Source organism: Neorhizobium sp. 05N33 (genome assembly GCF_056397445.1).
The window spans coordinates 536,835-561,821 of record NZ_JBFTNK010000002.1; the positions used below are offsets into that span (position 1 = coordinate 536,835).

Annotated in this window: 25 protein-coding genes and 3 pseudogenes; 22 read left to right on the top strand and 6 right to left on the bottom strand. The window is 62.0% G+C overall.

Going from position 1 to position 24,987, the window contains the following annotated elements; genetic code table 11:
• Nucleotides 1–49: 49 nt before the first annotated feature.
• Nucleotides 50–439, bottom strand: coding sequence for a YraN family protein (locus AC1DLT_RS06950; protein WP_247136144.1), 390 nt, complete (start codon nt 437–439; stop codon nt 50–52).
• Nucleotides 420–1,340 carry a 16S rRNA (cytidine(1402)-2'-O)-methyltransferase gene (rsmI, locus tag AC1DLT_RS06955; protein ID WP_477486279.1) on the bottom strand — a complete coding sequence of 307 codons (921 nt, stop codon included), beginning with the start codon at nt 1,338–1,340 and terminating at the stop codon, nt 420–422. Before rsmI ends, AC1DLT_RS06950 begins: the two co-directional genes overlap by 20 nt.
• A gap of 269 nt (nt 1,341–1,609) precedes the next feature.
• On the opposite strand from rsmI, the gene dnaN reads away from it, so the two are divergent.
• From dnaN to AC1DLT_RS06990, 7 genes are all read left to right on the top strand, one after another.
• Entirely contained in the window at nt 1,610–2,728 is a 1,119-nt protein-coding gene (gene dnaN, locus AC1DLT_RS06960; protein WP_038548517.1) for a DNA polymerase III subunit beta, read from the top strand.
• 121 nt (nt 2,729–2,849) lie between these two features.
• Nucleotides 2,850–3,443 carry a phospholipid N-methyltransferase PmtA gene (pmtA, locus tag AC1DLT_RS06965; RefSeq protein ID WP_247136146.1) on the top strand — a complete coding sequence of 198 codons (594 nt, stop codon included), beginning with the start codon at nt 2,850–2,852 and terminating at the stop codon, nt 3,441–3,443.
• Nucleotides 3,444–3,445: 2 nt separating this feature from the next.
• The gene (locus tag AC1DLT_RS06970; RefSeq protein WP_477486280.1) at nt 3,446–4,039 is read left to right on the top strand and encodes a histidine phosphatase family protein; all 594 of its coding nucleotides are present in this window, start codon (nt 3,446–3,448) and stop codon (nt 4,037–4,039) included.
• A complete protein-coding gene (gene pyrF / locus AC1DLT_RS06975) occupies nt 4,036–4,728 on the top strand; it encodes an orotidine-5'-phosphate decarboxylase (RefSeq protein ID WP_477486281.1) in 693 nt (230 codons plus the stop codon). Before AC1DLT_RS06970 ends, pyrF begins: the two co-directional genes overlap by 4 nt.
• Nucleotides 4,729–4,878: 150 nt before the next feature.
• Nucleotides 4,879–5,166, top strand: coding sequence for a DUF1330 domain-containing protein (locus tag AC1DLT_RS06980; RefSeq protein WP_038548507.1), 288 nt, complete (start codon nt 4,879–4,881; stop codon nt 5,164–5,166).
• Nucleotides 5,167–5,268: 102 nt separating this feature from the next.
• Entirely contained in the window at nt 5,269–6,249 is a 981-nt protein-coding gene (locus tag AC1DLT_RS06985; RefSeq protein WP_247136150.1) for a complex I NDUFA9 subunit family protein, read from the top strand.
• A 259-nt stretch (nt 6,250–6,508) separates the two neighbouring features.
• The gene (locus AC1DLT_RS06990; RefSeq protein WP_007763306.1) at nt 6,509–6,661 is read left to right on the top strand and encodes a hypothetical protein; all 153 of its coding nucleotides are present in this window, start codon (nt 6,509–6,511) and stop codon (nt 6,659–6,661) included.
• A gap of 149 nt (nt 6,662–6,810) precedes the next feature.
• Here the strand turns inward: AC1DLT_RS06990 and AC1DLT_RS06995 are convergent.
• A pseudogene (locus tag AC1DLT_RS06995) lies at nt 6,811–7,611 on the bottom strand (undecaprenyl-diphosphate phosphatase); the annotation flags it as partial.
• Between the two features lie 155 nt (nt 7,612–7,766).
• Here AC1DLT_RS06995 and AC1DLT_RS07000 point away from each other — a divergent pair.
• The 13 genes from AC1DLT_RS07000 (at nt 7,767) to guaA (ending at nt 21,161) form a co-directional block, all read left to right on the top strand.
• Complete coding sequence (locus AC1DLT_RS07000) at nt 7,767–8,459, top strand: glutathione S-transferase family protein (protein WP_007775165.1); 693 nt, start codon at nt 7,767–7,769, stop codon at nt 8,457–8,459.
• Nucleotides 8,440–9,615, top strand: coding sequence for a tRNA epoxyqueuosine(34) reductase QueG (queG, locus tag AC1DLT_RS07005; protein ID WP_247136151.1), 1,176 nt, complete (start codon nt 8,440–8,442; stop codon nt 9,613–9,615). The genes AC1DLT_RS07000 and queG overlap by 20 nt, the downstream gene beginning before the upstream one ends.
• Nucleotides 9,615–10,487: an SDR family oxidoreductase gene (locus AC1DLT_RS07010; RefSeq protein WP_247136152.1), complete on the top strand. Its 873-nt coding sequence runs from the start codon at nt 9,615–9,617 to the stop codon at nt 10,485–10,487. Before queG ends, AC1DLT_RS07010 begins: the two co-directional genes overlap by 1 nt.
• 381 nt (nt 10,488–10,868) lie before the next feature.
• Complete coding sequence (locus tag AC1DLT_RS07015) at nt 10,869–11,279, top strand: septal ring lytic transglycosylase RlpA family protein (RefSeq protein ID WP_247031595.1); 411 nt, start codon at nt 10,869–10,871, stop codon at nt 11,277–11,279.
• A gap of 97 nt (nt 11,280–11,376) precedes the next feature.
• Nucleotides 11,377–12,666: an RsmB/NOP family class I SAM-dependent RNA methyltransferase gene (locus tag AC1DLT_RS07020; protein ID WP_247136153.1), complete on the top strand. Its 1,290-nt coding sequence runs from the start codon at nt 11,377–11,379 to the stop codon at nt 12,664–12,666.
• Between the two features lie 134 nt (nt 12,667–12,800).
• Complete coding sequence (locus AC1DLT_RS07025) at nt 12,801–14,078, top strand: imelysin family protein (protein ID WP_477486282.1); 1,278 nt, start codon at nt 12,801–12,803, stop codon at nt 14,076–14,078.
• Nucleotides 14,079–14,131: 53 nt separating this feature from the next.
• Nucleotides 14,132–15,670, top strand: coding sequence for a di-heme oxidoreductase family protein (locus AC1DLT_RS07030; protein ID WP_477486283.1), 1,539 nt, complete (start codon nt 14,132–14,134; stop codon nt 15,668–15,670).
• Nucleotides 15,670–16,773 (top strand): imelysin family protein, encoded by a 1,104-nt coding sequence (locus AC1DLT_RS07035; protein WP_477486284.1) that lies wholly within the window; start codon nt 15,670–15,672, stop codon nt 16,771–16,773. Before AC1DLT_RS07030 ends, AC1DLT_RS07035 begins: the two co-directional genes overlap by 1 nt.
• A 4-nt stretch (nt 16,774–16,777) precedes the next feature.
• A complete protein-coding gene (locus AC1DLT_RS07040; protein WP_477486285.1) occupies nt 16,778–17,860 on the top strand; it encodes a DUF1513 domain-containing protein in 1,083 nt (360 codons plus the stop codon).
• Nucleotides 17,861–17,897: 37 nt separating this feature from the next.
• Nucleotides 17,898–18,350: a TspO/MBR family protein gene (locus AC1DLT_RS07045; protein ID WP_477486286.1), complete on the top strand. Its 453-nt coding sequence runs from the start codon at nt 17,898–17,900 to the stop codon at nt 18,348–18,350.
• A gap of 72 nt (nt 18,351–18,422) precedes the next feature.
• Nucleotides 18,423–18,872, top strand: coding sequence for a PaaI family thioesterase (locus AC1DLT_RS07050; protein ID WP_477486287.1), 450 nt, complete (start codon nt 18,423–18,425; stop codon nt 18,870–18,872).
• A complete protein-coding gene (locus tag AC1DLT_RS07055; protein WP_477486288.1) occupies nt 18,869–19,522 on the top strand; it encodes a 5'-methylthioadenosine/S-adenosylhomocysteine nucleosidase in 654 nt (217 codons plus the stop codon). Before AC1DLT_RS07050 ends, AC1DLT_RS07055 begins: the two co-directional genes overlap by 4 nt.
• Before the next feature lie 61 nt (nt 19,523–19,583).
• On the top strand, nt 19,584–21,161 hold the full coding sequence (gene guaA / locus AC1DLT_RS07060) for a glutamine-hydrolyzing GMP synthase (RefSeq protein ID WP_247031607.1): 1,578 nt from the start codon (nt 19,584–19,586) through the stop codon (nt 21,159–21,161).
• A gap of 435 nt (nt 21,162–21,596) precedes the next feature.
• Here the strand turns inward: guaA and AC1DLT_RS07065 are convergent, their stop codons facing one another.
• A complete protein-coding gene (locus tag AC1DLT_RS07065) occupies nt 21,597–22,499 on the bottom strand; it encodes a LysR family transcriptional regulator (protein ID WP_038548475.1) in 903 nt (300 codons plus the stop codon).
• Nucleotides 22,500–22,661: 162 nt separating this feature from the next.
• Between AC1DLT_RS07065 and AC1DLT_RS07070 the strand changes: the two genes are divergently transcribed.
• Both AC1DLT_RS07070 and AC1DLT_RS07075 read left to right on the top strand, forming a co-directional pair.
• The gene (locus tag AC1DLT_RS07070; RefSeq protein ID WP_477486289.1) at nt 22,662–23,801 is read left to right on the top strand and encodes an epoxide hydrolase family protein; all 1,140 of its coding nucleotides are present in this window, start codon (nt 22,662–22,664) and stop codon (nt 23,799–23,801) included.
• 380 nt (nt 23,802–24,181) lie between these two features.
• Nucleotides 24,182–24,338 (top strand): annotated as a pseudogene (locus AC1DLT_RS07075) (integrase); the annotation flags it as partial.
• A gap of 160 nt (nt 24,339–24,498) precedes the next feature.
• On the opposite strand, the gene AC1DLT_RS07080 reads toward AC1DLT_RS07075, so the two are convergent.
• Together AC1DLT_RS07080 and AC1DLT_RS07085 are read right to left on the bottom strand one after the other, a co-directional pair.
• Nucleotides 24,499–24,906, bottom strand: coding sequence for an alpha-hydroxy-acid oxidizing protein (locus AC1DLT_RS07080; protein ID WP_367396526.1), 408 nt, complete (start codon nt 24,904–24,906; stop codon nt 24,499–24,501).
• Nucleotides 24,846–24,986: pseudogene (locus AC1DLT_RS07085) on the bottom strand (hypothetical protein); the annotation flags it as partial. The gene AC1DLT_RS07080 and the pseudogene AC1DLT_RS07085, both read right to left, overlap by 61 nt.
• Nucleotide 24,987 lies beyond the last annotated feature (1 nt).

Below are 24,987 nucleotides of genomic sequence, written 5' to 3' on the forward strand. Positions count from 1 at the left end.
ACAGTTTTATGTCATTTTTCTAACAGAGCAAGGACACTTGATTTGTTCGTTAGAATGCGTCGGGAAAATGCCGCGGCAGACGCCCTGGAAGCACTGCAATAATGTCGTAGCGCTGTGAAAGCGTCGCTACATGCTTCCGCTTCGAAAGCCACAGCGCGCTTGCCGCGCGAATACGGTTCTGGGTCATGTAGCCGACTGCGTCGATGGCTTCGCTTTCGCCTCTGCGCGCCTTGACCTCGACGAATATAACAAGGTCCCCCTTGCGGGCTATAAGATCGATCTCGCCGATCTTTGTGCGATAGCGAATGGCAAGGATGCGGTAGCCCTTCACAAACAGATAGAGCGCGGCGAGATACTCGGAGAGATGGCCTCTTTTATAAGCCTTCTGCCGCTCGGCCTTTCGCCGGTTCAGGCTGTTGTCATTGCGCTCCGCCGCCATCCTCGCCCTTCAACTCCAGGAGCCGCTGATAAAGAACCTTGCGGGCAAGTCCGGTGAGCCGCGCAGCCTCGGCAGCGGCTTTCGCGGCTGGCATAGAGGTTGAAAGCCGGCGCAGCAGCACGTCCACCTCGACTTCGCCGGGAGGCTCCTCGGCCTCGGGCGGCGCCAGAAGCAGCACGATCTCGCCCTTCACCACGCGGTCGTCGTCGTAATAGGCGGCGAGTTCCTCCAGGGTACCGCGGCGGAACTCCTCGAAAGTCTTGGTCAATTCGCGGCAGACCGTTGCGCGCCGGCCAGTTCCGAGCACTTCGGCGGCAGCGGCGAGCGTTGCGCCGATGCGATGCGGCGATTCGAAGAAGATCAGCGTTGCCGGCACTTTCGAAAGCTCGGCCAGCCGGTCGCGGCGGCCCTTGTCCTTGACCGGAAGGAAACCGGCAAACAGAAACGCGTCGGACGGCATGCCGGAACCGACGAGCGCTGCGAGCGGCGCAGAGGCGCCGGGGATCGGCACGACCTTGTGGCCGGCCTGGATCGCCATCTGACCAAGCCGGTAACCGGGATCGGAGACCAAGGGGGTGCCGGCATCGGAGACCAGCGCCACGGACTTTCCTTCTTCCAAAGCCGCGATCAGCTTCGGTCCGACGTCGTCGGAATTGTGCTCATGGTAGGCATAGGGCCGGTTGACGATGCCGTAGCGGTCGAGCAGGACGCGGGTCACCCGGGTATCCTCGCAGGCGAGCACATCGGCGCCGGAGAGTGTCTCCAGCGCCCTCAACGTGATGTCGCCGAGATTGCCGATCGGGGTCGCGACCAGATAAAGCGCCGGCTCCAATGGCCGCGCGGCCACGAAAGTATTGGCGACGCGATAGCCGCGCTGGCTGCTCTTCAAGTCATCGGTCAAGGGGCGTCACGCACAAAAGGATGGTCATGTGCCTTTATGGGCAAGCGGACCGGCTTCGGCAAGTAAAGCCCAAGCTGTTGAGAACGCATATTTTCTGTGTGCAGCGCGTGAGACAGATGCGAAATGACTTGCTAACGCCTTGTTCACCTCTTGCTTTTCGAACGGGTTGTCTGCCATTTTGCCGGTCCACATCATCCGGCTGGCCCAAAGCCGGCAGAATATCAGGGTCCGGCCCTGCCGGATCGCCACGGTCGAAAGCGATTGCGTCCATGCGTATTACTCTTGAGCGGTCAAACCTTCTGAAGTCGCTGAACCACGTGCATCGCGTGGTGGAGCGACGGAACACCATCCCGATCCTCTCCAACGTGCTGATGCGCGCGTCCGGCGCCGGTCTCGACCTGAAAGCGACCGACCTCGACCTCGAAATCACCGAAGCCCTTCCGGCCATGGTCGAGACTGCCGGCGCCACGACGGTTCCGGCGCACCTGCTTTACGAAATCGTCCGGAAGCTGCCGGATGGTTCGGAAGTGCTGCTCGCCACCAATCCGGACGGCAGCTCGATGACGGTGCAATCCGGCCGCTCGAAATTCTCGCTGCAGTGCCTGCCGGAATCCGACTTCCCCGACCTCACCGCCGGCAGCTTCACGCATACGTTCAAGCTGAAGGCGACCGATCTGAAAATGCTGATCGACCGCACCCAGTTCGCGATCTCCACCGAGGAGACCCGCTATTACCTGAACGGCATATTCTTCCACACGATCGAAGCCGATGGGGACCTGAAGCTTCGCGCAGTCGCGACCGATGGTCACCGCCTGGCCCGCGCCGATGTGAAGGCGCCATCGGGTTCCGAAGGCATGCCGGGCATCATCATTCCCCGCAAGACGGTCGGCGAACTCCAGAAACTGGTCGATGATCCGGAATCGGTGGTCACGGTCGAGGTTTCGGACGCCAAGATCCGCGTCACAATCGGCTCGATCGTCATGACCTCGAAGCTGATCGACGGCACCTTCCCGGATTACCAGCGCGTCATCCCGACAGGCAATGACAAGGAAATGCGCGTCGATTGCCAGAGCTTTACCAGGGCTGTCGACCGCGTCTCGACCATTTCCTCCGAGCGCGGCCGTGCCGTAAAGCTGTCGCTGACAGACGGCCAGCTGATGCTGACCGTCAACAATCCGGATTCGGGCAGCGCCACGGAAGAGGTTGCAGTCGGTTACGACAACGATCCGATGGAAATCGGCTTTAATGCCAAATACCTGCTCGACATTACCGCCCAGCTTTCGGGTGACGACGCGATCTTCATGCTGGCGGATGCCGGTTCTCCGACATTGGTGCGAGACACCGCGGGCGACGACGCGCTCTATGTCTTGATGCCGATGCGCGTTTAACATCATCAAGGCGGCCGGAAGCTCCGGCCGCCTTTTTCATGCGGTTTTCCCAGGTGCGACATTTTTCCTTGCTTTTGCGGCATCGGGGTTCCACATGGGGCAAAAGGGAGAGGATAAAAAAATGGAACTGCGCTTGAAGGAGCGGCTTGGCCGCAAGTTCGATGATGAGATCCGGTTCTTCAAAGGCTGGATCGATGGCCCGAAACGGGTCGGCGCGATCTGCCCCACCTCCTCCGTTACCGCCAAACGCATGGCAAGCGTCATCGACACGGCCTCCGGCCTGCCTGTCCTCGAACTCGGGCCCGGCACCGGCATCATCACCAAGGCGATCCTGAAGCACGGTATCTCGCCGGAAAACCTGGTCTCCATCGAATATTCGACCGATTTCTTCCAGCACCTAGTCCGCACCTATGAAGGCGTGAACTTCATCAATGGCGATGCCTTCGATCTCAAGCGCACGCTCGGCGCCTTGAAGGACACGACATTCGACAGCGTTATTTCGGCAATCCCGCTTTTGAGCTTCCCGATGGAGCGCCGCATCGGGCTGCTCGAAGACCTGCTCGACCGCATCCCGGCCGGCCGGCCGGTAATGCAGATCACCTATGGCCCCGTCTCGCCGATCATTGCTCAGCCCGACCGCTACCGGATCAAGCATTACGATTTCGTCGTCCGCAACATTCCGCCAGCGCAGCTCTGGACCTATAGCCGCGGCTGACCATGGCATTCGGCCTCTACATCACCCATCCGCAGGTCCGCATCGATGCGAACGTGCCGGTGCCTCGGTGGGGGCTCTCCGACGTTGGCGCCGCCCGCGCTCGCGCGGCCGCCCAATCCGAATGGGCAAGGAAACTCGGCCGGATCATCTCCAGCGACGAGGTGAAGGCGATCGAGACTGCCGAAATCCTCAGCCTCGCCTCGGGCATTTCGATCGAGATCGCCGAGGACACCCATGAGAACGATCGCTCGGCGACAGGCTTTCTGCCGCCGCCGCAGTTCGAGGACGCGGCCAACTGGTTTTTCGCCCATCCGGAAGAGAGCTTCAAAGGCTGGGAGCGCGCCGTGGATGCGCAGAGCCGCATCGTCTCGGCGGTCACCAGAACTCTTGCCGCTCACGATCCAAGCGTGCCGATCGCCTTCGTCGGTCATGGCGGCGTTGGTACGCTGTTGAAATGCCACCTCACCGGCTCGCCGATCGCTCGCGACCGGGACCAGCCGGGCGGCGGGGGAAATCTCTTCTGCTTCACCCTTGCGGATCGGACGCTCTCATGCGACTGGACGCCCATCGAAAAATGGGAAGGGTTCCAGGCATGACAGCTCGTGATCGCCTCATCGTAGGCCTCGACATTCCGACCATCGGCGAAGCCGAAAAGATGGTCTCCACGCTCGGTGACACCGTTTCCTTCTACAAGATCGGCTATCAGCTCGTGTTTGCCGGCGGTCTCGAACTTGCACGCGATCTCGCAAAGGATGGCAAAAAAGTCTTCCTCGACATGAAGTTGCTCGACATCGACAACACGGTCGCGAAGGGCGTCGAGAACATCGTCAAGATGGGCATGACCATGCTCACCCTGCACGCCTATCCGAAGGCGATGCGCGCCGCGGTCGAGGCGGCCAGGGGTTCGGACCTCTGCCTGCTCGCGGTCACCGTCCTGACCTCGATGGACGAAACGGACCTCGTCGATGCCGGTTACGAATACGATCCGCACACGCTGGTTCTGCTACGCTCGGAACAGGCGCTGGCTGCCGGCATGGGCGGTATCGTCTGCTCGGCCGAGGAGTCAGCTGCGGTTCGCAAGATTGTCGGCCCTGATCTGGCGATCGTCACGCCCGGCATCCGCCCTGCGGGTTCGGAAGCGGGCGACCAGAAGCGGGTGATGACGCCGGCCGACGCATTGCGCGCCGGATCGAGCCATCTGGTCGTCGCCCGCCCGATCGTCAAGGCGCCGGATCCGAAGGCGGCGGCGCAAGCCATCCTCGCCGAGATGCAGGGCGTGCTCTGATAATCCGTCGTTGCCGGAGAGATATCCTGCCGGTCGTGATCCGGGATGAGTCCCGGTGGCCGTCGGACAGGTACGCAACGCCCGCCATATTGACTCGCCCGGGAATTTGCCGGAAATCGTCCTAACCGAAAACACGCTGGAGGAGATACCATGGCCAAGGGATATTGGGTCGCTCGCGTCGATGTTCGCGACGCGGAACGCTACAAGGATTATATCGCAGCGGCCACGCCCGCCTTCGAGAAATACGGCGCCAATTTCCTCGCCCGCGGCGGCGCCATGGCGGCGATGGAAGGCAAATCCCGCGCCCGCAACGTCATCATCGAGTTCCCGTCGATGCAGGCTGCCATCGACTGCTACAATTCGCCCGAATATGCGATCGCCATCAAGATCCGCCAGGAAGTGGCGGATGGCGAAATCGTCGTCCTCGACGGCCTTTAAGAACCGATTGTCGCGCTCGATGCGGCAGTGGAGACACTTCCACCCGTGCCGCGATTCGGTTAAACAGCACTCATCTCATCCCACAGGCTCCCGGAGCACGCCATGACCATCAACAACCTTCCGCCGCTCGTCACCGTTTTCGGAGGATCGGGCTTCGTCGGCAGGCATGTGGTGCGTACGCTTGCCAAGCGCGGTTATCGCGTTCGGGTCGCCGTTCGCCGTCCGGATCTTGCCGGTTTCCTGCTGCCCGCCGGTTATGTCGGGCAGATCTCGCTGGTCCAAGCGAACCTGCGCTACCGCCAATCGGTCCTGAAGGCCGCCGAAGGCGCTTCGCATGTGGTCAACTGCGTCGGCATCATGTTCGAGAGCGGCCGCAACACGTTTGACGCGGTCCAGGATTTTGGCGCTCGCGCGGTTGCCGATGCGGCACGTGCTGCCGGCGCCAGACTTACCCATATTTCCGCGATCGGCGCCAATGCCAATTCGCAATCGTCGTACGCCCGCAGCAAGGGCCGCGCCGAAGCGACTATCTTCTCAACGCTGCCGGATGCCGTGATCCTCCGGCCGTCGATCATGTTCGGCCCGGAAGACAGCTTCTTCAACAAGTTCGCCTCCATGGCCCGCACCTTCCCTGCGCTACCGCTGATCGGCGGCGGCAAAACGAAGTTCCAGCCGGTCTATGTGGAGGACGTCGCCGAAACCGTCGCCCGCTCCGTCGACGGCACGATCGCGTCCGGCAAGATCTATGAGCTCGGCGGCGGCGAGGTCATGACCTTCCGTCAGTGTCTCGAAACGATGCTGCGCGTCACCAATCGCAGCAATGCGCTCGTCTCGCTGCCCTTCGGCATCGCATCGCTGATCGGCAGCATCGCGTCGTTGATCCCTTTCGTCCAGCCGCCGATCACCAGTGACCAGGTGAAGCTCCTGAAAATCGACAATGTCGTTTCCGATGCGGCCGCCACGGAAGGCCGCACGCTGCAGGGAATAGGCATCCGCCCGACGCTCGCGTCCTCGGTTCTGCCATCTTACCTTGTGCAGTATCGCCCGCAGGGCCAGTACACAGGCTCTGGCCGCGCGGCCTGATATCATTAACCATATCCAGCAATTTGTTTCGCTTCGACATTCCGGTCGTGCCCGCTGAAAAATCGGGCACCCCTTTGTTGTCGCTCATGTTTCGGGCAAGGATAGTGGCACAAAGGTCGCAGTGGCCGAAGCAGTCGCGTTAACGGCCGGTTCAGCAAAATCCTTTATTGAATTCTTCTAATCCAACCCATAAATCCTCCCTCACCAAACAAGCGGCGCAACCGTGACGATAAAATCTTCCATCGAAAGGCATTCCTCCATGGGCAAGCCCATCGCCCTCTTTTTTGCATGCGCAGCGCTGATCATCCTCGCGGGCTCGTTCATGGCTCCGACGACGGGCGCAGCCGGCAAGAGCGAATGCACGCCCGCATACGGTGTTGATCCGTGCAGCACGGCATCCATTCATCACTAAGCATCGACAAAACAAAAAGGCCGCTCCTTAGCAGCCTTTTTGTTTCATGAAGAATTGAGCGCCCTTCACTTTAGCAGTGCAGGACGCAGGGCAGTCTCGGCCGGCGCGACGGCGCTTGAGACCACGGCACTCTGTTCACCGCGTTGCGGGACAGATCCCAGGGCGATCAGGCCGAGCAACAAAAATCCGAAAACGATTCTATAGATCGCGAAGACGGTGAAGCGGTTGCTGCGGATATAGGTCAGCAGCCATTTCACGGCGATGAAGGCGACGATCGTCGACACGACGAAAGCCACGCCGAGCGAGGTCCAATCCTCGTGCGCGGCGCTGCCGTCCTTGAGCGTCTTCAGCAGCTCGTAGCCGCTGGCCGCATACATGGTCGGAATGCCGACGAGAAAGGCAAACTCGGTGGCCGCGGCCCGGCTTCCGGTACCGGCCAGCATGGCGATGAAGATCGTGGCACCCGAACGCGACGTGCCGGGAAAGACGCCCGCAACCACCTGCGCAATGCCGACCAGGATCGCGACGAGCCAGGTTATCTGCGTGGAAGCCGGCCTGCGTGCAGCGGCCCATTCCGCAAAGATCATCCAGATGCCGCCGATGATGAGTGCCCAGGCAATCGGTGCCGCGTCCTCGGGAAGCGCGAAACCGAGCTTCTTGACGATCAGCCCGAGAGCCGCCGTGATCAGGAAGGCAACGATCAGCTTGGCGGCATAGTCGCGATTTGCCGGCTCCCGCCAACCGAGCAACAGGTTAAGCAGGCGACGCCAGTAGATGATGGTTACAGCGATGATGGCGCCGGCCTGGATGACGATATTGAACGTATCAGACCGGTGACCCAGCCATTGTTCCGCGATGATGAGATGGCCGGTGCTGGAGATCGGCAAAAACTCGGTAATACCCTCGATCACACCGAGAACGAGGGCGCTGATAATCGACTGATCAGCCATTCTTAATCCTTTGTTGAGCAGATAAGGACAGTTTTAAGCAGTTTATGAGCCGTTGCTTGTGTTGGACCTACCAAATCCATATAGCTGCCATATGTCACGCGGGCGCGCTACGTGCCCCATCCTTCGTATACGATATTCGTGAAGTTCAAGTATCCATGCCCACGCTCTATCATCATTCCATGTCTTCGGCCTCGCGGTTCGTCCGGCTGATTCTCGCCGAATATGGCTTCCAGGCGGACCTGGTCGAGGAGCAACCGTGGGAAAAGCGGCGGGAATTCCTGACGCTCAATCCTGCGGGCACGCTCCCGGTTTATGTCGACGACAGCATGAGAGTGCTTTGTGGCCCTTCCGTGCTCCTGGAATTCCTCGACGAAACCCATGGCGTGCTGAAGCGTGACCGCCGGCTGCTGGCGGAAGACCCGTGGCAGCGCGCCGAAATCCGGCGTCTGACGGAATGGTTCCTGCAGAAGATGGAGCAGGATGTCACCCGGCCGCTGACCCGGGAGCGGGTCTTCAAGCTGCAGATGACGACGGCTCAAGGCGGCGGCGCGCCGGATTCGAAGGTGTTACGCACGTCCCGCGCCAATATCCGCCAGCATATGAAATATCTCTCCTGGCTTGCCGGCTCACGGCCCTGGCTTGCGGGTGACCGCCTGAGTTATGCCGATCTCGCCGCCGCCGCCTCGATTTCAATCCTCGACTATCTGGGCGAGATCGACTGGTCGGAGACGCCGGTCGCCAAGGACTGGTATCAGCGGCTGAAATCCCGACCCTCCTTCCGGCCGATGCTTTCCGAACGCATCCGCGGCCTCACCCCGGTATCCCATTATGCGGACCTTGATTTCTGACGCGCCCGCGCGCGAGGAAGAAAAGGCGCTCCGGCGGCGGGAGAAGCTGACTGCCTTCATTCGCGAGGAAGCGGCGGCTCAGGGCTTCGATCTTTGCCGGATTACAGGCCCGGACAGCATTCCGCGGGCGCCGGAGCGGTTGGAGATTTTCCTCGCCGACGGCCACCACGGCAGCATGGACTGGATGGCAGAGACTAGGCTGCGCCGCGCCGATCCGAGGGTGCTATGGGATCAGGTGCGTTCGATCGTGATGTTCGGGCTGAATTACGGGCCGGACGAAGACCCGCGCGGCATTCTCGACAAGCCCGACAAGGCCGCGATCTCCGTCTATGCGCGCAACCGCGATTATCACGACGTCATCAAGGGCCGGCTGAAAGAGATAGCGACGCGCTTTGCGGCGCGCGCCGGCGAGGACGTCAAAGTCTTTGTCGATACGGCGCCGGTGATGGAAAAACCGCTGGCGGAGGCGGCCGGGCTCGGCTGGCAGGGCAAACATACCAATCTCGTCAGCCGCACCCATGGTTCCTGGCTTTTCCTCGGCAGCCTGTTCACCACGGCAGACCTTATTATAGACGCGCCCGAGGCCGACCATTGCGGTTCCTGCCGGGCATGCCTCGACGCCTGCCCGACGGCGGCGTTTCCGGCTCCCTATCGGCTCGACGCCCGCCGCTGCATCTCTTATCTGACGATCGAACACAAAGGTCCGATCGATCCGGAATTCCGGCCGTTGATCGGCAACCGCATCTATGGCTGCGACGACTGTCTTGCCGCCTGTCCCTGGAACAAGTTTGCGGCGAGCGCCTCGGAGATGAAACTGCAGGCGCGCGACGACTTGAAGGAACCATCGATCGCGTTTCTGCTGACCCTGGACGATGCGACCTTCCGGACCTTTTTCAGCGGCTCGCCTGTCAAGCGGATCGGCCGCGACCGGTTCATTCGCAACGTGCTGATCGCTACGGGCAATTCCGGCGATGCCAACCTCATCGCACGATGTCTCGAACTTGCGGGCGACCCCTCGCCCGTGGTGCGCGGCATGGCTATATGGGCCCTGAAGCGCTTGATGACGGATGTGGACTTCGCGCGGTTTGCCGAGGCGCGCAGCGCCGAAGAGGATCCGGAAGTGCAGCAAGAATGGCGATTGGCGGGAGCGGCCTGATGAATGTGATGATCTTCGGATGCGGCTATTCGGGCCAGGCAATCGCCGAGGCCTTCAAATCCGAAGGCCATCGGGTCTCCGGCACGGTCAGGACGGCCCACAAGGCACTGGAACTCGCTGCCCGTGACATCAAGGCCTTCGTGTTCGACGGCAGCCCGTTCAGCGGCGAACTGCTGGCGGAGCTTCAAGAGGTGACGCATCTGGTGCAGTCGATCCCGCCCGGCACCGAGGGCGATCCACTGCTGAAGCTCGTCTCCGGACGGCTGCGTGCGCTTTGCCCGAAGCTCGAATGGATCGGCTATCTCTCGACGGTCGGCGTCTACGGCGATCACGGTGGCGGCTGGGTCACCGAGGAGACGCCGGGCAGCCCGATCCAGGGCCGGTCGATCGAACGGGTCGATACGGAAGATGCCTGGGCTACCGAAGGGCGGGCCGCCGGTCTACCTGTGGCCAGCCTGCGCCTCTCCGGTATCTACGGCCCCGGCCGCAACGCTCTCGTCAACTTGGCGCGCAGCACGGCGCGGCGCATTATAAAGAGAGACCAGGTCTTCAACCGCATCCGCGTCGAAGACATCGGCGGCGCGGCGCTCTTTCTCGCCGGAGGCAATATGGGCGGCATATATAATGTCACCGACGACGAGCCCGGTCCGCCGCAGGATGTCATCGTCGAAGCCGCGCGCCTGATGGGTGTCGAGCCGCCGCCGGAACTGGATTTCGAGACCGCTGACATGACGCCGATGGCGCGTTCCTTCTATGGCGCCAACAAGCGCGTTTCCAATGCCAAAATCCGCGCCGCGGGGTTCGAGTTCCTCTTCCCCAATTACCGTATGTCGCTCGCCGAAATGTGGACTTCGGGCCGCTGGCGAGGATAAAATTCCCATTATGAAACGGTTGAAATTTCCATCCTGATCGGTTGATCTAGTTATTATTTCTTAATACTTACGGCTGAGCGTCACAAAATTTGCCCAAATGAGGCAATAAATCACGCATCGCGACAAATTTTTTTCTGCGGTTTTCGTGATCACGGACTCCCTGCGAGTCTCACTGAAACTACATTCCGCTTTCTGACTGTTTTTAAAGGTTTTCTTCCGTAGAAGCTTAGCTGGCTTCTAAAAAGATCAGCGGCAATCTAATCACAAATGTTACAGACTGTAATGTTCCGTGATCAAAAGCCTCACTTTTTCGCCACTTTTCGCCCCGCTTAGCCGTTTTGCACGCAACGTGCAGGGACAAAACGAACGGGGACGACCGACTTGACAACAATTCGACGCTCGACTTTCGCCGCGGCCTCCATTGCTGCTTTTGCAACTCTCGGCTCCGCGCAGGCCAATGCTGCGCCCGGGTGCGGTCACGCATCCTGGTATGCCCTCGGATCCAAGACGGCATCCGGGGAACGAATGAACCCTTCTCTCATGACAGCGGCCCACCGGACGCTGCCCTTTGGCACCAAGGTGATGGTGACGAACAAGCGCAACGGCAAAAGCGTCGTTGTGCGCATCAACGACCGCGGTCCATTCATCCGCGGCCGGGTGCTCGATGTTTCCAAGGCCGCGGCCAAGGACATCGGCATGATCAGTTCCGGTACCGCCCAGGTCTGTTACCAGATCGTCGATGCCGGCGATCAGAAGGTCGCAGGCAAGGGCCTGAAAGCGATCGACGGCTGAAGCTGTTCAGAGAGACCGTTTAGGCCGGCCTCTTGCCCTATCGCGCAATCGCGGTTACGACCCGTGCCATACGGGTGCAACCGAGACGGAGACTGACATGCGATTGGGCGGACGAATTGCCGGGGCCATAGAGGTGCTGGCCGACATCGAGACGCGCAAACGCCCTGTCGCCGACGCGCTCAAGGACTGGGGCCTCGCCCATCGTTTCGCTGGTTCCGGCGATCGGGCGGCGATCGGAAATATCGTCTACGACGCACTGCGCATGCGGCTCTCGCATGCCTGGCTGATGGACGACGAAAGCCCGGCGGCCCTCGCCTACGCGGTTCTCATCCGGCAATGGGGCCTGACGCCCGACGCTCTCCAGGCCGAGTTCACGGACGACCGCTTTGCACCGCCGGCTCTAACCGAGGCGAACCTTTCGTCGCTTGCCTCCCGCAATCTCGACGATGCGCCCCTGCACGTTCAGGGCGACATTCCGGACTGGATCCAGCCGTCCTTCGAAGCCAATTTCGGCGAGAACTGGCTGATTGAGGCCAAAGCGTTGGCCGGCCGTCCCACCCTCGATCTGCGTGCCAACACGCTGAAGGCATCCCGCGAAAAGGTCGTCAAGGCGCTTGAACGCTCGAACGCAAAGGCTTCGCGCATCGCCCGCAACGGCATCCGGATTGCCGCTGGCGAGGGAGCGTCCCGCCTGCCCAACGTCACCGCCGAGCTTTCGTTCCAGAAAGGCTGGTTCGAAGTTCAGGATGAAGGCTCGCAGATCGTTGCCGAGCTCGTGCAGCCCGGCGAACATCATCAGGTCCTCGATTATTGCGCCGGCGGCGGTGGCAAGACGCTCGCCATGGCGGCCGCGATGCACAACAAGGGCCAGATCCACGCCTATGACGCCGACCGCAAACGGCTGGCGCCGATCATCGAGCGGCTGCGGCGCGCAGGCACCCGCAACGTTCAGGTGCACGACGACGCGCGCCAACTCAACGGCCTGAAGGGCAAGCTCGATGCGGTCCTGGTCGATGCCCCCTGCACCGGCACCGGCACATGGCGCCGCCGTCCGGACACCAAATGGCGACTGACCCCGAAGAACCTCGACGAGCGCATCGCCCAGCAGCAGGAAGCGCTTTCCGAGGCTGCCGTCTTCGTGAAGCCGGGTGGTGCACTCGTCTATGTCACCTGTTCGATCCTGCCGGAGGAGAACGACGCCCAGGTTTCCCGCTTCTGTGTCGAAAACCCGGAATTTTCGATCGTCCCCGCGGCAGAGCACTGGGACAGCATCTTCGAAAAAGATGGCCCGCAGCCTCGCTCGAAAGATGCCCTGACAGTGACGCTGACGCCCGCAAGTACCGATACCGACGGATTCTTTTTCTGCCGCATGCAACGCAGAGCTTGAATGCAGCGGAAGCGAAGACAAAGTCGAGTTCTACTTTCAAATTATTCTAAACTAGATTGTTTGACACCAGTTTCCAATTGCGCGATGAACCCTCTAACGGCCGGGGAGAGATCCGGGCCGTGAAGGAGAGGGACATGATCCGCAAGACCGTTCTTGGCGCCGCCCTGGCGCTTTTCGCCGCCTCCGCGGCGTTCGTCGTGACAGAGGCGCAGGCCGCCACCACATCCGCAGCCGTTCTCAAGCATTATGCCGAACTGGCGCATGCGAAATACGAAGATTCGCTGACGACAGCGCAAGCGCTCGACAAGGCCGTCAATGCGCTGATCGCCAAGCCGAGCGACGAAACGCTGAAGGCTGCCAAGGACGCCTGGATCGCCGCCCGCGCTCCCTACCAGCAGACGGAAGTCTACCGTTTCGGCAACCCGATCGTCGACAATTGGGAAGGCAAGGTGAATGCCTGGCCGCTCGATGAAGGCCTGATCGACTATGTCGATGCCTCCTACGGCACGGAGAGCGACGAGAATGCGCTCTACACCGCCAATGTCATTGCCAACCCGAAGATCAAGGTCAACGGCAAGACGCTCAACCTTTCGAAGTTCAACGCCAAGACGCTGCGCAGCCTGAACGAGGCCGGCGAGATCGAGGCCAACGTCGCGACCGGCTACCACGTCATCGAATTCCTGCTCTGGGGCCAGGATCTGAACGGCACCGGACCGGGCGCCGGCAAGCGTCCCTATACGGACTACGACAAGGCCAATTGCACCAACGGCCATTGCGATCGCCGCGCCGAATACCTGAAGGCCGCGTCCGCCCTGCTGGTCTCCGACCTCAAGGACATGGTCACCGCCTGGGGCCCGAAGGGCAAGGCGACCAAGAACGTCGAGGCCAATTTCAAGAAGGGCCTGACCGCCATCCTGACGGGCATGGGTTCGCTCTCCTACGGCGAGCTTGCCGGCGAGCGCATGAAGCTCGGCCTGCTGCTGCACGATCCGGAAGAGGAGCACGATTGCTTCTCCGACAACACCTACAACTCGCATCTCAACGACGCGGTCGGCATCAAGTCGGCCTATACGGGCGAATATACCCGCGTCGACGGTACCAAGATGACCGGGCCTTCGCTCTCCGAACTGGTTGCGGCCACCGACAAGTCGTTGGACAGCGAGATGCTCGGCAAGCTCGACGCGACGCTCGCCGCCATGAACGCCATGGCCGACCGGGCGAAGAAGGTCGAGGCCTACGACCAGATGATCGGCGAAGGCAATAAAGAGGGCAATGCGGTCGTCCAGAAGGCGATCGACGGCCTGATCGACCAGAGCAAGAGCGTCGAGCGCGTCATTGCGTCGCTGAAGCTTGGCAAAGTGGAGCTTGAAGGTTCCGCCAGCCTCGATAATCCCAACGCCGTCTTCAAATAAGCAATGAAAAAGGCGGGCCGCGGCTGACCTTCAGCCTGCGGCCCGATGCGCATATGAGAACGCCCAAGTCTTTTGTCTTCCTGCTGCCGATCCTTTCGGGCGCTTTCCTTCTCACGCCGCTGATCGCAACCGGTGGCGATGCACTTTTCCCGACCGTCCGCACGGATCTCAATCCGAAGGACCAGAAACGCGTCGAGAGCGTTACCCGCCCGACGACGGATTTCTCCAAACCCGAGCCATTCGAGGCCATGTCCGGCGGGGCCGCGACCAGCCGCGCCGACGTCAATGGCGACGCTTTTTCGCATTTCTCCGCCAACATCACCTTCGAGGAAGAAGGGACGTTCAAGCTCGGCAATGCGCTGTTCACAAAACTCTGGGTCTCGGCGCCATCCTCGACGCAGGCATCCGACGGGCTGGGGCCGCTGTTCAACGCCCGCGCCTGCCAGAGTTGCCACCTGAAGGATGGCCGCGGCCACCCGCCGGAAGGGGGTGCCGACGCGACCTCGATGTTCTTCCGGCTCGCCCGCCCGGCGCGCACCGACGATGAGCGCGAAGCTGTCGCCGATTACAGGAAGCTCAATTTCCCCGACGCGATCTATGGCGAGCAGTTGCAGGACCTCGCCGTGTCCGGCCTCGCCTCAGAAGGCCGGATGCGGATTTCCTACGAGGAAATCCCCGTCAAGCTCGGCGACGGCGAGATCGTCCACCTGCGCAAGCCGAGCTATTCGGTCGCCGACCTCGGCTACGGTGCTATGGAAGGCGACGTGACGTTGTCGCCGCGGATCGCGCCGCCGATGATCGGCATGGGCCTGATCCAGGCGATCCACGATGCCGACATTCTCGGCCTGGCCGACCCGGACGACAAGGACGGCGACGGGATCTCCGGCAAGCCTGCCATGGTGCGCGACCACAAGACCGGCGAGCTGAAGCTCGGCCGCTTCGGCTTCAAGGCGCAGAATGCCTCAGTCCGCGACCAGAGTTCGTCCGCCTTTGCCGGCGACCTCGGCATCTCCACCCCCGACAATCCGTTCGACCACGGCGACTGCACCAAGGCCGAGGCTGCGTGCCTCGCCATGCCGACCGGCGTGCAGCAGCGACTCGGGCCGGTCGAAGCACCTGATCCTGTCCTGCCGCTCGTCACCTTCTATTCCGAAAACCTAGCGGTGCCGGCCCGCCGCGATATCGGCGACAAGACGGTTCTGAAGGGGAAGGAACTGTTCTACCAGGCCGGCTGCACCGCCTGCCACACGCCGAAGTTCGTGACCAGCCGCGATGCCGGCAACAAGGCCCAGGCTTTCCAGCTGATCTGGCCCTATTCCGATTTCCTGCTGCACGACATGGGCCAAGACCTTGCCGACGGCCAGCCGGTTGGCGTTGCTACCGGCAGCGAATGGCGCACCCAGCCGCTCTGGGGCATAGGGCTGACCCAAACCGTCAACGCCCACACCTTCTTCCTGCATGATGGACGGGCGAGAAACCTGACCGAAGCCGTTCTCTGGCACGGCGGCGAGGCGCAGAAGGCCCGCGATGCCTTCGCCGCGCTCGGAAGACAAGACCGTGCCGCCCTCCTCAAATTCCTGGAGTCTCTCTGATGCGCAAGATATTCTTTGCCGGACTCGTCTCGCTGCTTCCCGCCATCGCCTTCGCGCAGGAAGGTGAACCCGCTCCTTCGGTGGATCTGCCGATGGCTGACGTCACCAAGGTGATGACGGCGGCAGTCGATGGGTTCATTCGGCCGGGCTACGACGCATTCTACGAGTCCGCGGGCAAGATGACGACGGCGATGAAGGCGCTCTGCGAGGCGCCCTCCAAGACGAACTACGATGCCGCGAAAGGCGCCTTCCGCGACGCGGCGGTCAGCTGGGCACATATCGAGGTAGTGCGCGTCGGACCCGTCATCGAGCAGAACCGCTTCGAGCGCATCCTCTTTTATCCCGACCGCAAGAGCACGGGGTTAAAGCAGGTCCAGTCGGTCCTCTCCAAGGCGGATGAGACTGCCACCGATTCCGCCACGCTCGGCACGAAAAGCGTTGCGATGCAAGGTTTCGGGGCTCTCGAATATGTGCTTGCCGGCACCGGTTCCGACGAACTTCTCAAGGCGAAGAACAGCTACCGCTGCCGCTATGGCGCGGCCATCGCCGGCAATATCACCAATGTCGCCAAGGAACTTTCCGATATCTGGGACGCACCCGATGGCATCCAGAAGACGTGGGAACAGCCGGGGCCTGACAATCTCAATTTCCGCACCGGCGGCGAGGCGATCACCGCGCTGCTCGGCATTCTCGTGCATGGTGCCGAAGCCGTGCGCGACCAGCGGATCGAGACCTTCTACAAGGGCGCCGAAAAGGCGAAATTCCCCAAGCAGGCGCTGTTCTGGCGCTCGGAAAACACCTGGGCGACCGTCAAGGGCAACCTGGAAGGTCTTTCGACCCTGCTCGAAAAATCCGGGATGGCCGCGCTTCTCAAGGAAAAGGACCGGCCGATCGTCGCCGCCACGCAGGCGAAGCTGACGTCGATGATCGAGCTTTCGGCGAAGATCACGCCGGATCTCGAAAAGGCGGTCGAGAATGCCGTCGAGCGCAAGAAGCTCGATACGCTGCTGGCGGACGGAAAGGATGTCATTTCCAAGCTGAACGACGGGTACGGCGGCGCGATCGGCCTCAGCTCCGGCTTTTCCTTCGCGGACGGCGACTAAGACCATGTGGCGCGGCGAGGCCATCGACAGGCGCGGCTTTCTAAAAGCGGCGGGTATCACTTTCACCGCCGCCCTTGCGCCACGTTCGCTGATGGCGTTCGAACGCACAGATGCGGTCTATGCCTCCGGCTTCAAGGCGCCGGATGGATCTTTCGGCGTCGCCACCGTTTCCGAACGCGGCGAGATCATCGACCGCGTCGCCCTTCCCGCCCGCGCCCACGGCATGGCCTATAGCACCGCCACCGGTCRCACTGTCGCTTTTGCCCGCCGTCCCGGCACGTTTGCCATGGTCTTCGATCTATCCCGACAGGCCGAGCCGATCATGATCACCTCGCCGGAAGGCCGGCATTTCTACGGGCACGGCCATTTCTCGCCGGACGGCGCGCGGCTTTATGCCAGCGAGAACGATTTCGACGGCAATCGCGGCATGATCGGCGTCTACGACGCCCGGGACGAATTCCGCCGCATCGCCGAGTTCGACGCGCACGGCATCGGCACTCATGACATGACCGTTTCCGACGATGGTAAGCTGTTGGTCATCGCCAATGGTGGCATCGAAACCCATCCGGATTTCGGGCGCACCAAGCTCAATGTCGACCGCATGGAACCGTCGCTGGTTCTGCTCGATGCCAGATCCGGCACCCTTATCCAGCGGCACCGCCTGCCCGCCTCGCTGAAACAGCTCTCCACCCGCCATCTCGATATCGCGGAAAACGGCCGCATCTGGTTCGCCTGTCAGTGGGAAGGTGCGCGCAACGCCCTGCCGCCGCTTGCCGGCTGGTTTTCCAAGGGCGAGGACCTGTCGTTCGTCTCGCTGCCGGACGAAACGACCGTCCGGCTCGGTAATTATGTCGGCGCCATTGCCGTCAACCGCCGTGACGGCGTCGTCGGCCTCACCTCGCCGATCGGCGGGGCCGCAGTCACGCTCGACTCGAAAACCGGGGCCGTGGTGAAGGAGGAAACCGTCCGCGAGGCCGCCGGCATCGCGCCCGCGGCTCACGGCATTGCCGTTTCCTCCTATGACGGGCAGTTCAACGAGACGCGTAGCCAAGTCGCCTGGGATCAGCATATCGTCCGGCTGGACTGACCTTTCCCAGCTGCGGAAGCGCCCTAGTTGCGGCCGCATGAACAAAACCGTCGTTATGATCCTCTTCATCGTCGCCTGCGTCGCACTCGGCGCCTTGAGCGGCGCAAGCAACCAGCCCGGCGAGTGGTATCAATCGCTCGACAAACCATTCTTCAATCCGCCGAGCTGGATTTTTGCGCCGATCTGGACCGTCCTTTATGTCCTGATCGGGGTCGTGCTTTCCGAAACCTGGTATGACGAGAACAGCGGCCGCCGCCTCGTTCTCTTTGCCATGCAAGCCGCGCTCAACCTTCTGTGGTCGCCTGCTTTCTTCGGCCTGCAAAGCCCTGTTCTCGGCCTCGTCGTCATCGTGCCGCTGCTGATCTCCATCCTGCTGTTCATCAGCGCGAGCTGGCGGGAAAACCGCAAATCCGCCCGGCTGTTCGTGCCCTATGCCCTCTGGGTCGCTTTCGCGACGCTCCTCAACCTGTCGATCGTCCTCATGAATTAAGCACGCTCCATCGTACGGCTTGCCGAACATCGCCGGTCATGCCAATTTCGCAACTGCGAAAGGGGCGGGAACATGAACGGGAAAGATACGGGCGATTTCCGCGAGCGGGTGCGCCAGAGTTTTGGCCGGCAGGGCGCGATGGCGATGCTCGGCGCAGAACTGACACGCGTCGAACAGGCGATAGTCGAGATCGAGCTGCCCTTCGACATCAAGCTTACCCAGCAGCACGGTTTCCTGCATGCCGGCGTGATTTCCGCGGCACTTGATGCCGCCTGCGGTTATGCCGCTTATACCGTCATCGAACCGGACGCCTCTATCCTTACCATCGAGTTCAAGGTGAACCTGATGTCGCCCGGCCGTGGCGAACGTTTCCTGTTCCGCGGCGAAATCACCAAGCCGGGCTCGACGATCATAGTCGCCGATGGCCGCGCCTATGCGATCGGCGACGGCCCCGCCAAACTCATCGCTTCCATGACCGGCACCATGATGGTGATCCGCGGCCGAGAGGACGTAACCGGATGATTTCTTCTCTTCCCCTCGGCGAGCCGAGCCTTGCCGGCGGCAAGTCCGTTCTCTTCGTGATGGCGGTCGACGCTGAATACGGCCCGGCGCTCCAGTCCCGCATCAAGCCATTGATGACGGGGGTCGGCCCGGTCGAGGCGGCCGTGGTGCTTTCCCATGCGCTGACGAGGCTGGAAGCGACAGACGACCTGCCCGATCTCGTCGTCTCGCTCGGCTCGGCCGGCTCCCGCAATCTGGAGCAGACGGAAATCTACCAGGCTTCGTCGGTCGCCTATCGCGACATGGACGCCTCCCCGCTCGGGTTCGAAAAGGGCCGCACGCCCTTCCTCGATCATCCGGCGATCATCCCGCTTCCCTTGCACATCCCAGGGGTCAGGGAAGCTTCGCTATCGACCGGCGGCAATATCGTCTCCGGTGCCGCCTACGATCTCGTCGGTGCCGACATGGTCGACATGGAAACATTCGCGGTGCTGCGCTGCTGCCAGCTTTTCGGCCTGCCGCTGATCGGCCTGCGCGGCATTTCGGACGGCAAGGAAGAGCTGAAGCATGTCGGCGATTGGACCGAATACCTGCATGTGATCGACAAAAAGCTGGCAGATGCGGTCGACAGCCTGTTCGAGGGGTTGGAGGATGGCGCCATCGTCCTCTGAAGGCACGATTTTCGCCTCATTCCCCGTTGCCAGAAACGGGAAGTTTCTTTAAAGGCTCGGCATGACCCAGATAGCTCATCCCGACAGCATTCTCATCATCGATTTCGGCAGCCAGGTGACGCAGCTCATCGCGCGTCGCATCCGTGAGGCCGGCGTCTACTGCGAAATCCACCCCTTCCAGCACGCGGGCGCAGCATTCGAGAAACTCCAGCCCAAGGGCGTGATCTTCTCTGGCGGCCCGGCATCGGTGACCACCGAAGGCAGCCCGCGCGCTCCGCAGGCGGTGTTCGACAGCGGCGTTCCGATCCTCGGCATCTGTTACGGCCAGCAGACGCTCTGCACCCAGCTCGGCGGCGTCGTCGAAGGCGGGCATGCGGCGGAATTCGGCCGCGCCGACGTCGAGATCAAAAAGGCGAGCCCGCTGTTTGACGGTTTCTGGGAAATGGGCGGGCGTTATCCGGTCTGGATGAGCCACGGCGATCGCGTCACCCAGCTGCCGCACGGTTTCGAAGTGATCGCGACGTCGGAGAATGCGCCTTTTGCGATCGCGGCCGACGAAAGCCGGCACTATTACACCACCATGTTCCACCCGGAAGTGGTGCATACGCCCGACGGCGCCAAGCTGCTCTCCAACTTCGTGCACAAGATCGTCGGGCTGAAGTCCGATTGGACCATGGCCGCCTATCGCGCCGAAATGATCCGCAAGATCCGTGAACAGGTCGGCAAGGAACGGGTGATCTGCGGCCTCTCCGGCGGCGTCGATTCCTCGGTTGCGGCGGTCCTGATCCACGAGGCGGTCGGCGACCAGCTGACCTGCATCTATGTCGACCACGGCCTGATGCGCCAGGGTGAGACCGAGCAGGTCGTCGGCATGTTCCGCGACAACTACAATATTCCGCTCGTGCATGTGGATGCGTCCGACCTGTTCCTGACCCAGCTTGCCGGCGTTTCCGATCCGGAAGTGAAGCGCAAGACGATCGGCCGCCTGTTCATCGAGGTGTTCGAGGCGGAAGCCGCAAAGATCGCCGCCGACGGCAAGGGCTCTCCGGCATTTCTGGCCCAGGGCACGCTCTATCCGGACGTGATCGAAAGCGTTTCCTTCTCGGGCGGGCCTTCGGTGACCATCAAGAGCCACCACAATGTCGGCGGCCTTCCCGAACGCATGAACATGAAGCTGGTCGAGCCGCTGCGCGAACTGTTCAAGGACGAAGTGCGCGCGCTCGGCCGCGAGCTCGGCCTGCCGGAGAGCTTCATCGGCCGCCATCCCTTCCCGGGTCCGGGCCTTGCGATCCGCTGCCCGGGTGGTGTCACCCGCGAAAAGCTCGACATCCTGCGCAAGGCGGACGCGATCTATCTCGACGAAATCCGCAAGGCCGGCCTTTACGACACGATCTGGCAGGCGTTTGCCGTGCTGCTGCCGGTGCAGACCGTCGGCGTCATGGGCGACTACCGCACCTACGACTTCGTCTGCGCATTGCGGGCCGTCACCTCGGTCGACGGCATGACCGCGGATTTCTATCCCTACGACATGAACTTCCTCGGCCGCACGGCCACCCGCATCATCAACGAAGTTCGCGGCATCAACCGCGTCGTTTACGACGTGACCAGCAAGCCGCCCGGCACGATCGAGTGGGAGTGACGGATACAAACTGCGGCAATAGCGTAGTTTCGGCGGTGGTTTTCGCCTTCGCTTGACTGCCGTTCGCGTCCGTCTTTCACTCGCATCGAGCTGGCCTACTCCATTTCTGTCTCACGGCACCGATCTGTGCGCACTATCAGGATGATGTAAATCCGCTTCGATGGGTGGAAGTGCTCTGGCGTAGAATAGCGTGCACAAAGGCGGGTCAGCTTTGCGCCCAATTGCTGCCGTCGCGCCTGCCGGCCAGTCATTCCGAAACCGGTCGTTCGTTCACCTTGCTCGCCGCTCGCATATAACGGCTCATATTGGGGACTTTTCTGCCAGGCGGCTATCAGGAGCCTCGCAGCGAATAGCTGCCGCTCGCTACCCCGGCAGTTGTCTCGAAAACGATGGCGTTTCGGGAAACGTCGTGCGCAGCCTTCAGTTCAGTCGGTATTACCCTTCGGCGGCCAACATCGTTAGCCGTTCACGCAGCCAGCGTTTTGCCGGATTGTTGGTGGTCCGGTCGTGCCAGACACTCGCGATAGTAAAGCCAGGAATGGTGAGTGGTGGTTCCACCACCTGCACCTGATCCGACCAGCCATCGGCGATCCGCCGTGGGATCAAAGCGATCATGTCGGACTGTGACACGACCTCTGGCACGATCAGAAAGCCCGACGTGGACAGGGCTACTGTGCGGCGGCGGCCGACGGCCTCAAGTGCTGCATCGGCAGGCCCTGAGAACCCGCCGCTCTTGGGAGACACGACAACGTGCTCCAAAGCGCAGAACACATCTAGGCTGAGACGGCCTTGCACGGCCGGGTGTCCCTGCCGAGCGATCACCGCGTAATCCTCACGAAAGAGCTGGCGCTGGCGCATGGCCGCAGGTGCATGGTCTGGAGATGCCAAGGCCAGGTCGATTTCGCCGCGCTCCAACTGCGTGGCGAGCGCCAGCACGTCCAGGGCACGCCAGGCGATGCGGACCTTGGGTGCCTCTGTCCTGAGCGCGACCGAGAAGCGGGTGAGCAGCGCATACTGCATATAGTCGCTCGCGGCGATCACCAGGGTGGCCTCCATGGTTGCCGGGTCGGACGGCATTACATCTGCCACAACCCTGCGGACACCCTCCAGCGCGTCATGCAACAGTTGCCGAAGCCCGACAGCGCGTTGGGTCAGGACCATCCCACGCTGTGCCGGAATGAGGAGGGGATCGCCGAGTTCATCGCGAAGCCGCGCCAGCCGTGCCGACAAGGCGGGTTGGCTCAGGTTCAAGCGCCGGGCGGCACGCGTAACGTTTCCTTCCGCCAAGAGGGCTTCGAGCGTGACGAGCAGGCCGAGATCGAGGTTTCTGGTATCCATTCGTTGGATAACAACATGCAGAAGGTTCGATTTCAACCTCGGCGACGTACCGAGTAGTATGCCGAGCGGCCTTCGGCTCTCAAACATTCATCGATAATACGGATAGCCGATTAGTGGACGCCCTCTCCCTCGAACCGCATCCCAGCTTAAGCGGAAAACATCATGATTTCACCCTACACGATCAATATCCCTGACGAACGGCTCGCCACGATCAGAGCCAAGGTCGAGGCTTATGACTGGAGCCAGCTGCCGGATGCGGGGGACTGGTCAGCGGGGGTCGGGGTTGATGACCTCAAGCGGCTCGCCGCGTATTGGCGGGACAGCTACGACTGGCGTGCGGTCGAACGGCGCCTCAACGCACTCCCCAACTTCACGGCCGACGTGGAAGGCGAGCACCTCCACTTCGTTCATGTGAAAGGCGACGGCTCCAAGCCGCCCGTCCTGCTTCTCCACGGCTGGCCGGGCTCGTATCTCGAGTTCGAGCGGCTGTTGGAGCCGCTCGCGGCGGACGGGCACGATGTTGTCGTCCCCTCGCTTCCTGGCTTCGCGTTCTCCAACCCGATCACGCGCCCGATTGGCCCGCGGCGGGCTGCTGTGCTCGTGCATGGGCTGATGATCCAACTGTTCGGCGACGCGCGGTATTTCATTCAAGGGGGCGATTGGGGCCACGGCATCGCGGCCTGGGCAGCGCATGATCGACCGGACGCTCTGCTCGGCATCCATATCAACATGATGACCGTGCATGCGGAGGACGCCGCTCCGACGACCGGCGAGGAGAAGTCCTTCGCCGCCAAGCGCGCCGCGATTGCCGACCGGGAGAGCGCCTACTTTCACGAGCAGGCGACCCGTCCGCAAACGCTCGGCGTCGCGATGGCCGACAGCCCGGTCGGAGCGGCGGGCTGGATACTCGAAAAGTTCGGCAAGTGGGCCGATCTTCCGACAACCGCCGATGGCAACCCCGACGTCTGGAGCAAGTTTTCCGAGGAGGAACTCCTCACCAACATCATGCTCTACATCGCGCCGGCATCGTTCGTGACTGCAACCTGGATCTACTACGGCAGCCGGCTTGAGGAGTCGCTGATGCTTCCGGCCGGCACCCGCATCCAGGTGCCGACCGGCGTTGCGGCCTTCCCCGATCCGGTGTTCTTGCCGCCGCCGCGCTCGTTCGCGGAGAAGACCTACAACATCGTGCATTGGACCGACATGCCGCGGGGCGGCCATTTCGCCGCGCTGGAAGAGCCGGAACTGATGCTGGCCGACCTGCGCGCCTTTATCGCGACGGTGTCGGGAGTGCGCTCCTGAAGGTGGAGCTCTCCGTTTCCGAAGCGCGGCGCGTGGCGCTGGCGGCGCAGGGCTTCAATGCTCTGCGTCGTCACGACCGCATCGGCGCGGGCTATGGCTGACCGGCCGTGGCAGCCTGATCCCCTGCATCAGGCTGCATGGGCTGGTGAACGCCGTTGGCGGAATAGCCTTTGACCGCAGCCTGTGGACGAGCCGCTGGTCGCCGGAAGCCAGTACGCGCCATTTCGCTATCACCGCAGCTCTCCCCGCCGCCTTCCTGTTCTGGGTCACACGGTCGAAACCACAATACTGAGATACCAGTGCGAGGGCTTTCCCGACTGGGAAGGCCCAGCGGGACAGGCACGGCAGAATTGGTCGTCCGGTGCCTCCGGGTTGGGCCGATGCGCCGAACCAAGGCCTCAATGATCTATAAGGCGACCGGCAATCTCCGAGCGATCCAGATTTTGCTCGGTCACACCAAAATCGAAAACACGGCCAAGGTACCTCGGTGTCGATATTGAAGATGCGCTGACACTTGCAGAGCGAACGGAAATCTAAACGGAGCGGCCTGTCCGTAAATGGATGGGCCGCATTTGAGCGAGGCAGCAAAGCGCCCCATAATCGGCCGTTCAGTCGGATTATGTGCGTTCCTGGAAGCAGTCGTCGTTTAGATAGTCAGTGAACAGCGCTTTGGATGCGGTTTGCGCCTGCTTAGTCATCAGTCGTAGCGGGGCGTCATCATTAGAGCGAATGCGCTGGTCGCGAACGTCACAGCGGATGCGGTAGACGACCCCGAATTGATGAAGGAGACGATCGCGAAGGAGGGCGCAGCATCGCTGCCGCTCGCTTCGATGCTCGTCGTGCCCACGGTCGACAGGCCATAGGGAACGTTCGCTGCCCGCGCCGCCGCCGCCAGCATGTTATCAGCGCCGGGCCACAGCGCGTTGACAAGACCAACGGGCGAGATGCCGATCGGCAGGTTATAATCGCCGCCGAACAGTGCGGCGCGGTCGAGCGGCCGCTGGTATCGCGCATGTAGCGCGGTGCGAGCGTGATCGCGTCGAGCGCGGCGCGGTTGCGCGCGAGCGCCAGCTCGGCGCCGGTCCCGCTTTCGAGATAGCCGCATGCGATCGCCGGCATGCGCCGCCGTGCGATCCACGCCAGAGCCTCGATCGTCGCCGCGTTCGCGAGCCCGAGCCGAATCATG

Excerpts from the sequence above, each read along its gene's own strand:
- AC1DLT_RS07080 (WP_367396526.1), bottom strand. The coding sequence starts at position 24,906 with ATGCGGCTATCTCGAAAGCGGGACCGGCGCCGAGCTGGCGCTCGCGCG.
- AC1DLT_RS07065 (WP_038548475.1), bottom strand. The coding sequence starts at position 22,499 with ATGGATACCAGAAACCTCGATCTCGGCCTGCTCGTCACGCTCGAAGCC.
- AC1DLT_RS07025 (WP_477486282.1), top strand. The coding sequence starts at position 12,801 with ATGATCCGCAAGACCGTTCTTGGCGCCGCCCTGGCGCTTTTCGCCGCC.
- AC1DLT_RS07010 (WP_247136152.1), top strand. The coding sequence starts at position 9,615 with ATGAATGTGATGATCTTCGGATGCGGCTATTCGGGCCAGGCAATCGCC.
- AC1DLT_RS07070 (WP_477486289.1), top strand. The coding sequence starts at position 22,662 with ATGATTTCACCCTACACGATCAATATCCCTGACGAACGGCTCGCCACG.
- pmtA (WP_247136146.1), top strand. The coding sequence starts at position 2,850 with ATGGAACTGCGCTTGAAGGAGCGGCTTGGCCGCAAGTTCGATGATGAG.
- AC1DLT_RS06970 (WP_477486280.1), top strand. The coding sequence starts at position 3,446 with ATGGCATTCGGCCTCTACATCACCCATCCGCAGGTCCGCATCGATGCG.
- AC1DLT_RS07045 (WP_477486286.1), top strand. The coding sequence starts at position 17,898 with ATGAACAAAACCGTCGTTATGATCCTCTTCATCGTCGCCTGCGTCGCA.
- AC1DLT_RS06950 (WP_247136144.1), bottom strand. The coding sequence starts at position 439 with ATGGCGGCGGAGCGCAATGACAACAGCCTGAACCGGCGAAAGGCCGAG.
- AC1DLT_RS07050 (WP_477486287.1), top strand. The coding sequence starts at position 18,423 with ATGAACGGGAAAGATACGGGCGATTTCCGCGAGCGGGTGCGCCAGAGT.
- AC1DLT_RS07035 (WP_477486284.1), top strand. The coding sequence starts at position 15,670 with ATGCGCAAGATATTCTTTGCCGGACTCGTCTCGCTGCTTCCCGCCATC.
- AC1DLT_RS06990 (WP_007763306.1), top strand. The coding sequence starts at position 6,509 with ATGGGCAAGCCCATCGCCCTCTTTTTTGCATGCGCAGCGCTGATCATC.
- pyrF (WP_477486281.1), top strand. The coding sequence starts at position 4,036 with ATGACAGCTCGTGATCGCCTCATCGTAGGCCTCGACATTCCGACCATC.
- dnaN (WP_038548517.1), top strand. The coding sequence starts at position 1,610 with ATGCGTATTACTCTTGAGCGGTCAAACCTTCTGAAGTCGCTGAACCAC.
- AC1DLT_RS06980 (WP_038548507.1), top strand. The coding sequence starts at position 4,879 with ATGGCCAAGGGATATTGGGTCGCTCGCGTCGATGTTCGCGACGCGGAA.
- guaA (WP_247031607.1), top strand. The coding sequence starts at position 19,584 with ATGACCCAGATAGCTCATCCCGACAGCATTCTCATCATCGATTTCGGC.
- AC1DLT_RS07020 (WP_247136153.1), top strand. The coding sequence starts at position 11,377 with ATGCGATTGGGCGGACGAATTGCCGGGGCCATAGAGGTGCTGGCCGAC.
- AC1DLT_RS07000 (WP_007775165.1), top strand. The coding sequence starts at position 7,767 with ATGCCCACGCTCTATCATCATTCCATGTCTTCGGCCTCGCGGTTCGTC.
- AC1DLT_RS07055 (WP_477486288.1), top strand. The coding sequence starts at position 18,869 with ATGATTTCTTCTCTTCCCCTCGGCGAGCCGAGCCTTGCCGGCGGCAAG.
- AC1DLT_RS06985 (WP_247136150.1), top strand. The coding sequence starts at position 5,269 with ATGACCATCAACAACCTTCCGCCGCTCGTCACCGTTTTCGGAGGATCG.
- AC1DLT_RS07030 (WP_477486283.1), top strand. The coding sequence starts at position 14,132 with ATGAGAACGCCCAAGTCTTTTGTCTTCCTGCTGCCGATCCTTTCGGGC.
- queG (WP_247136151.1), top strand. The coding sequence starts at position 8,440 with ATGCGGACCTTGATTTCTGACGCGCCCGCGCGCGAGGAAGAAAAGGCG.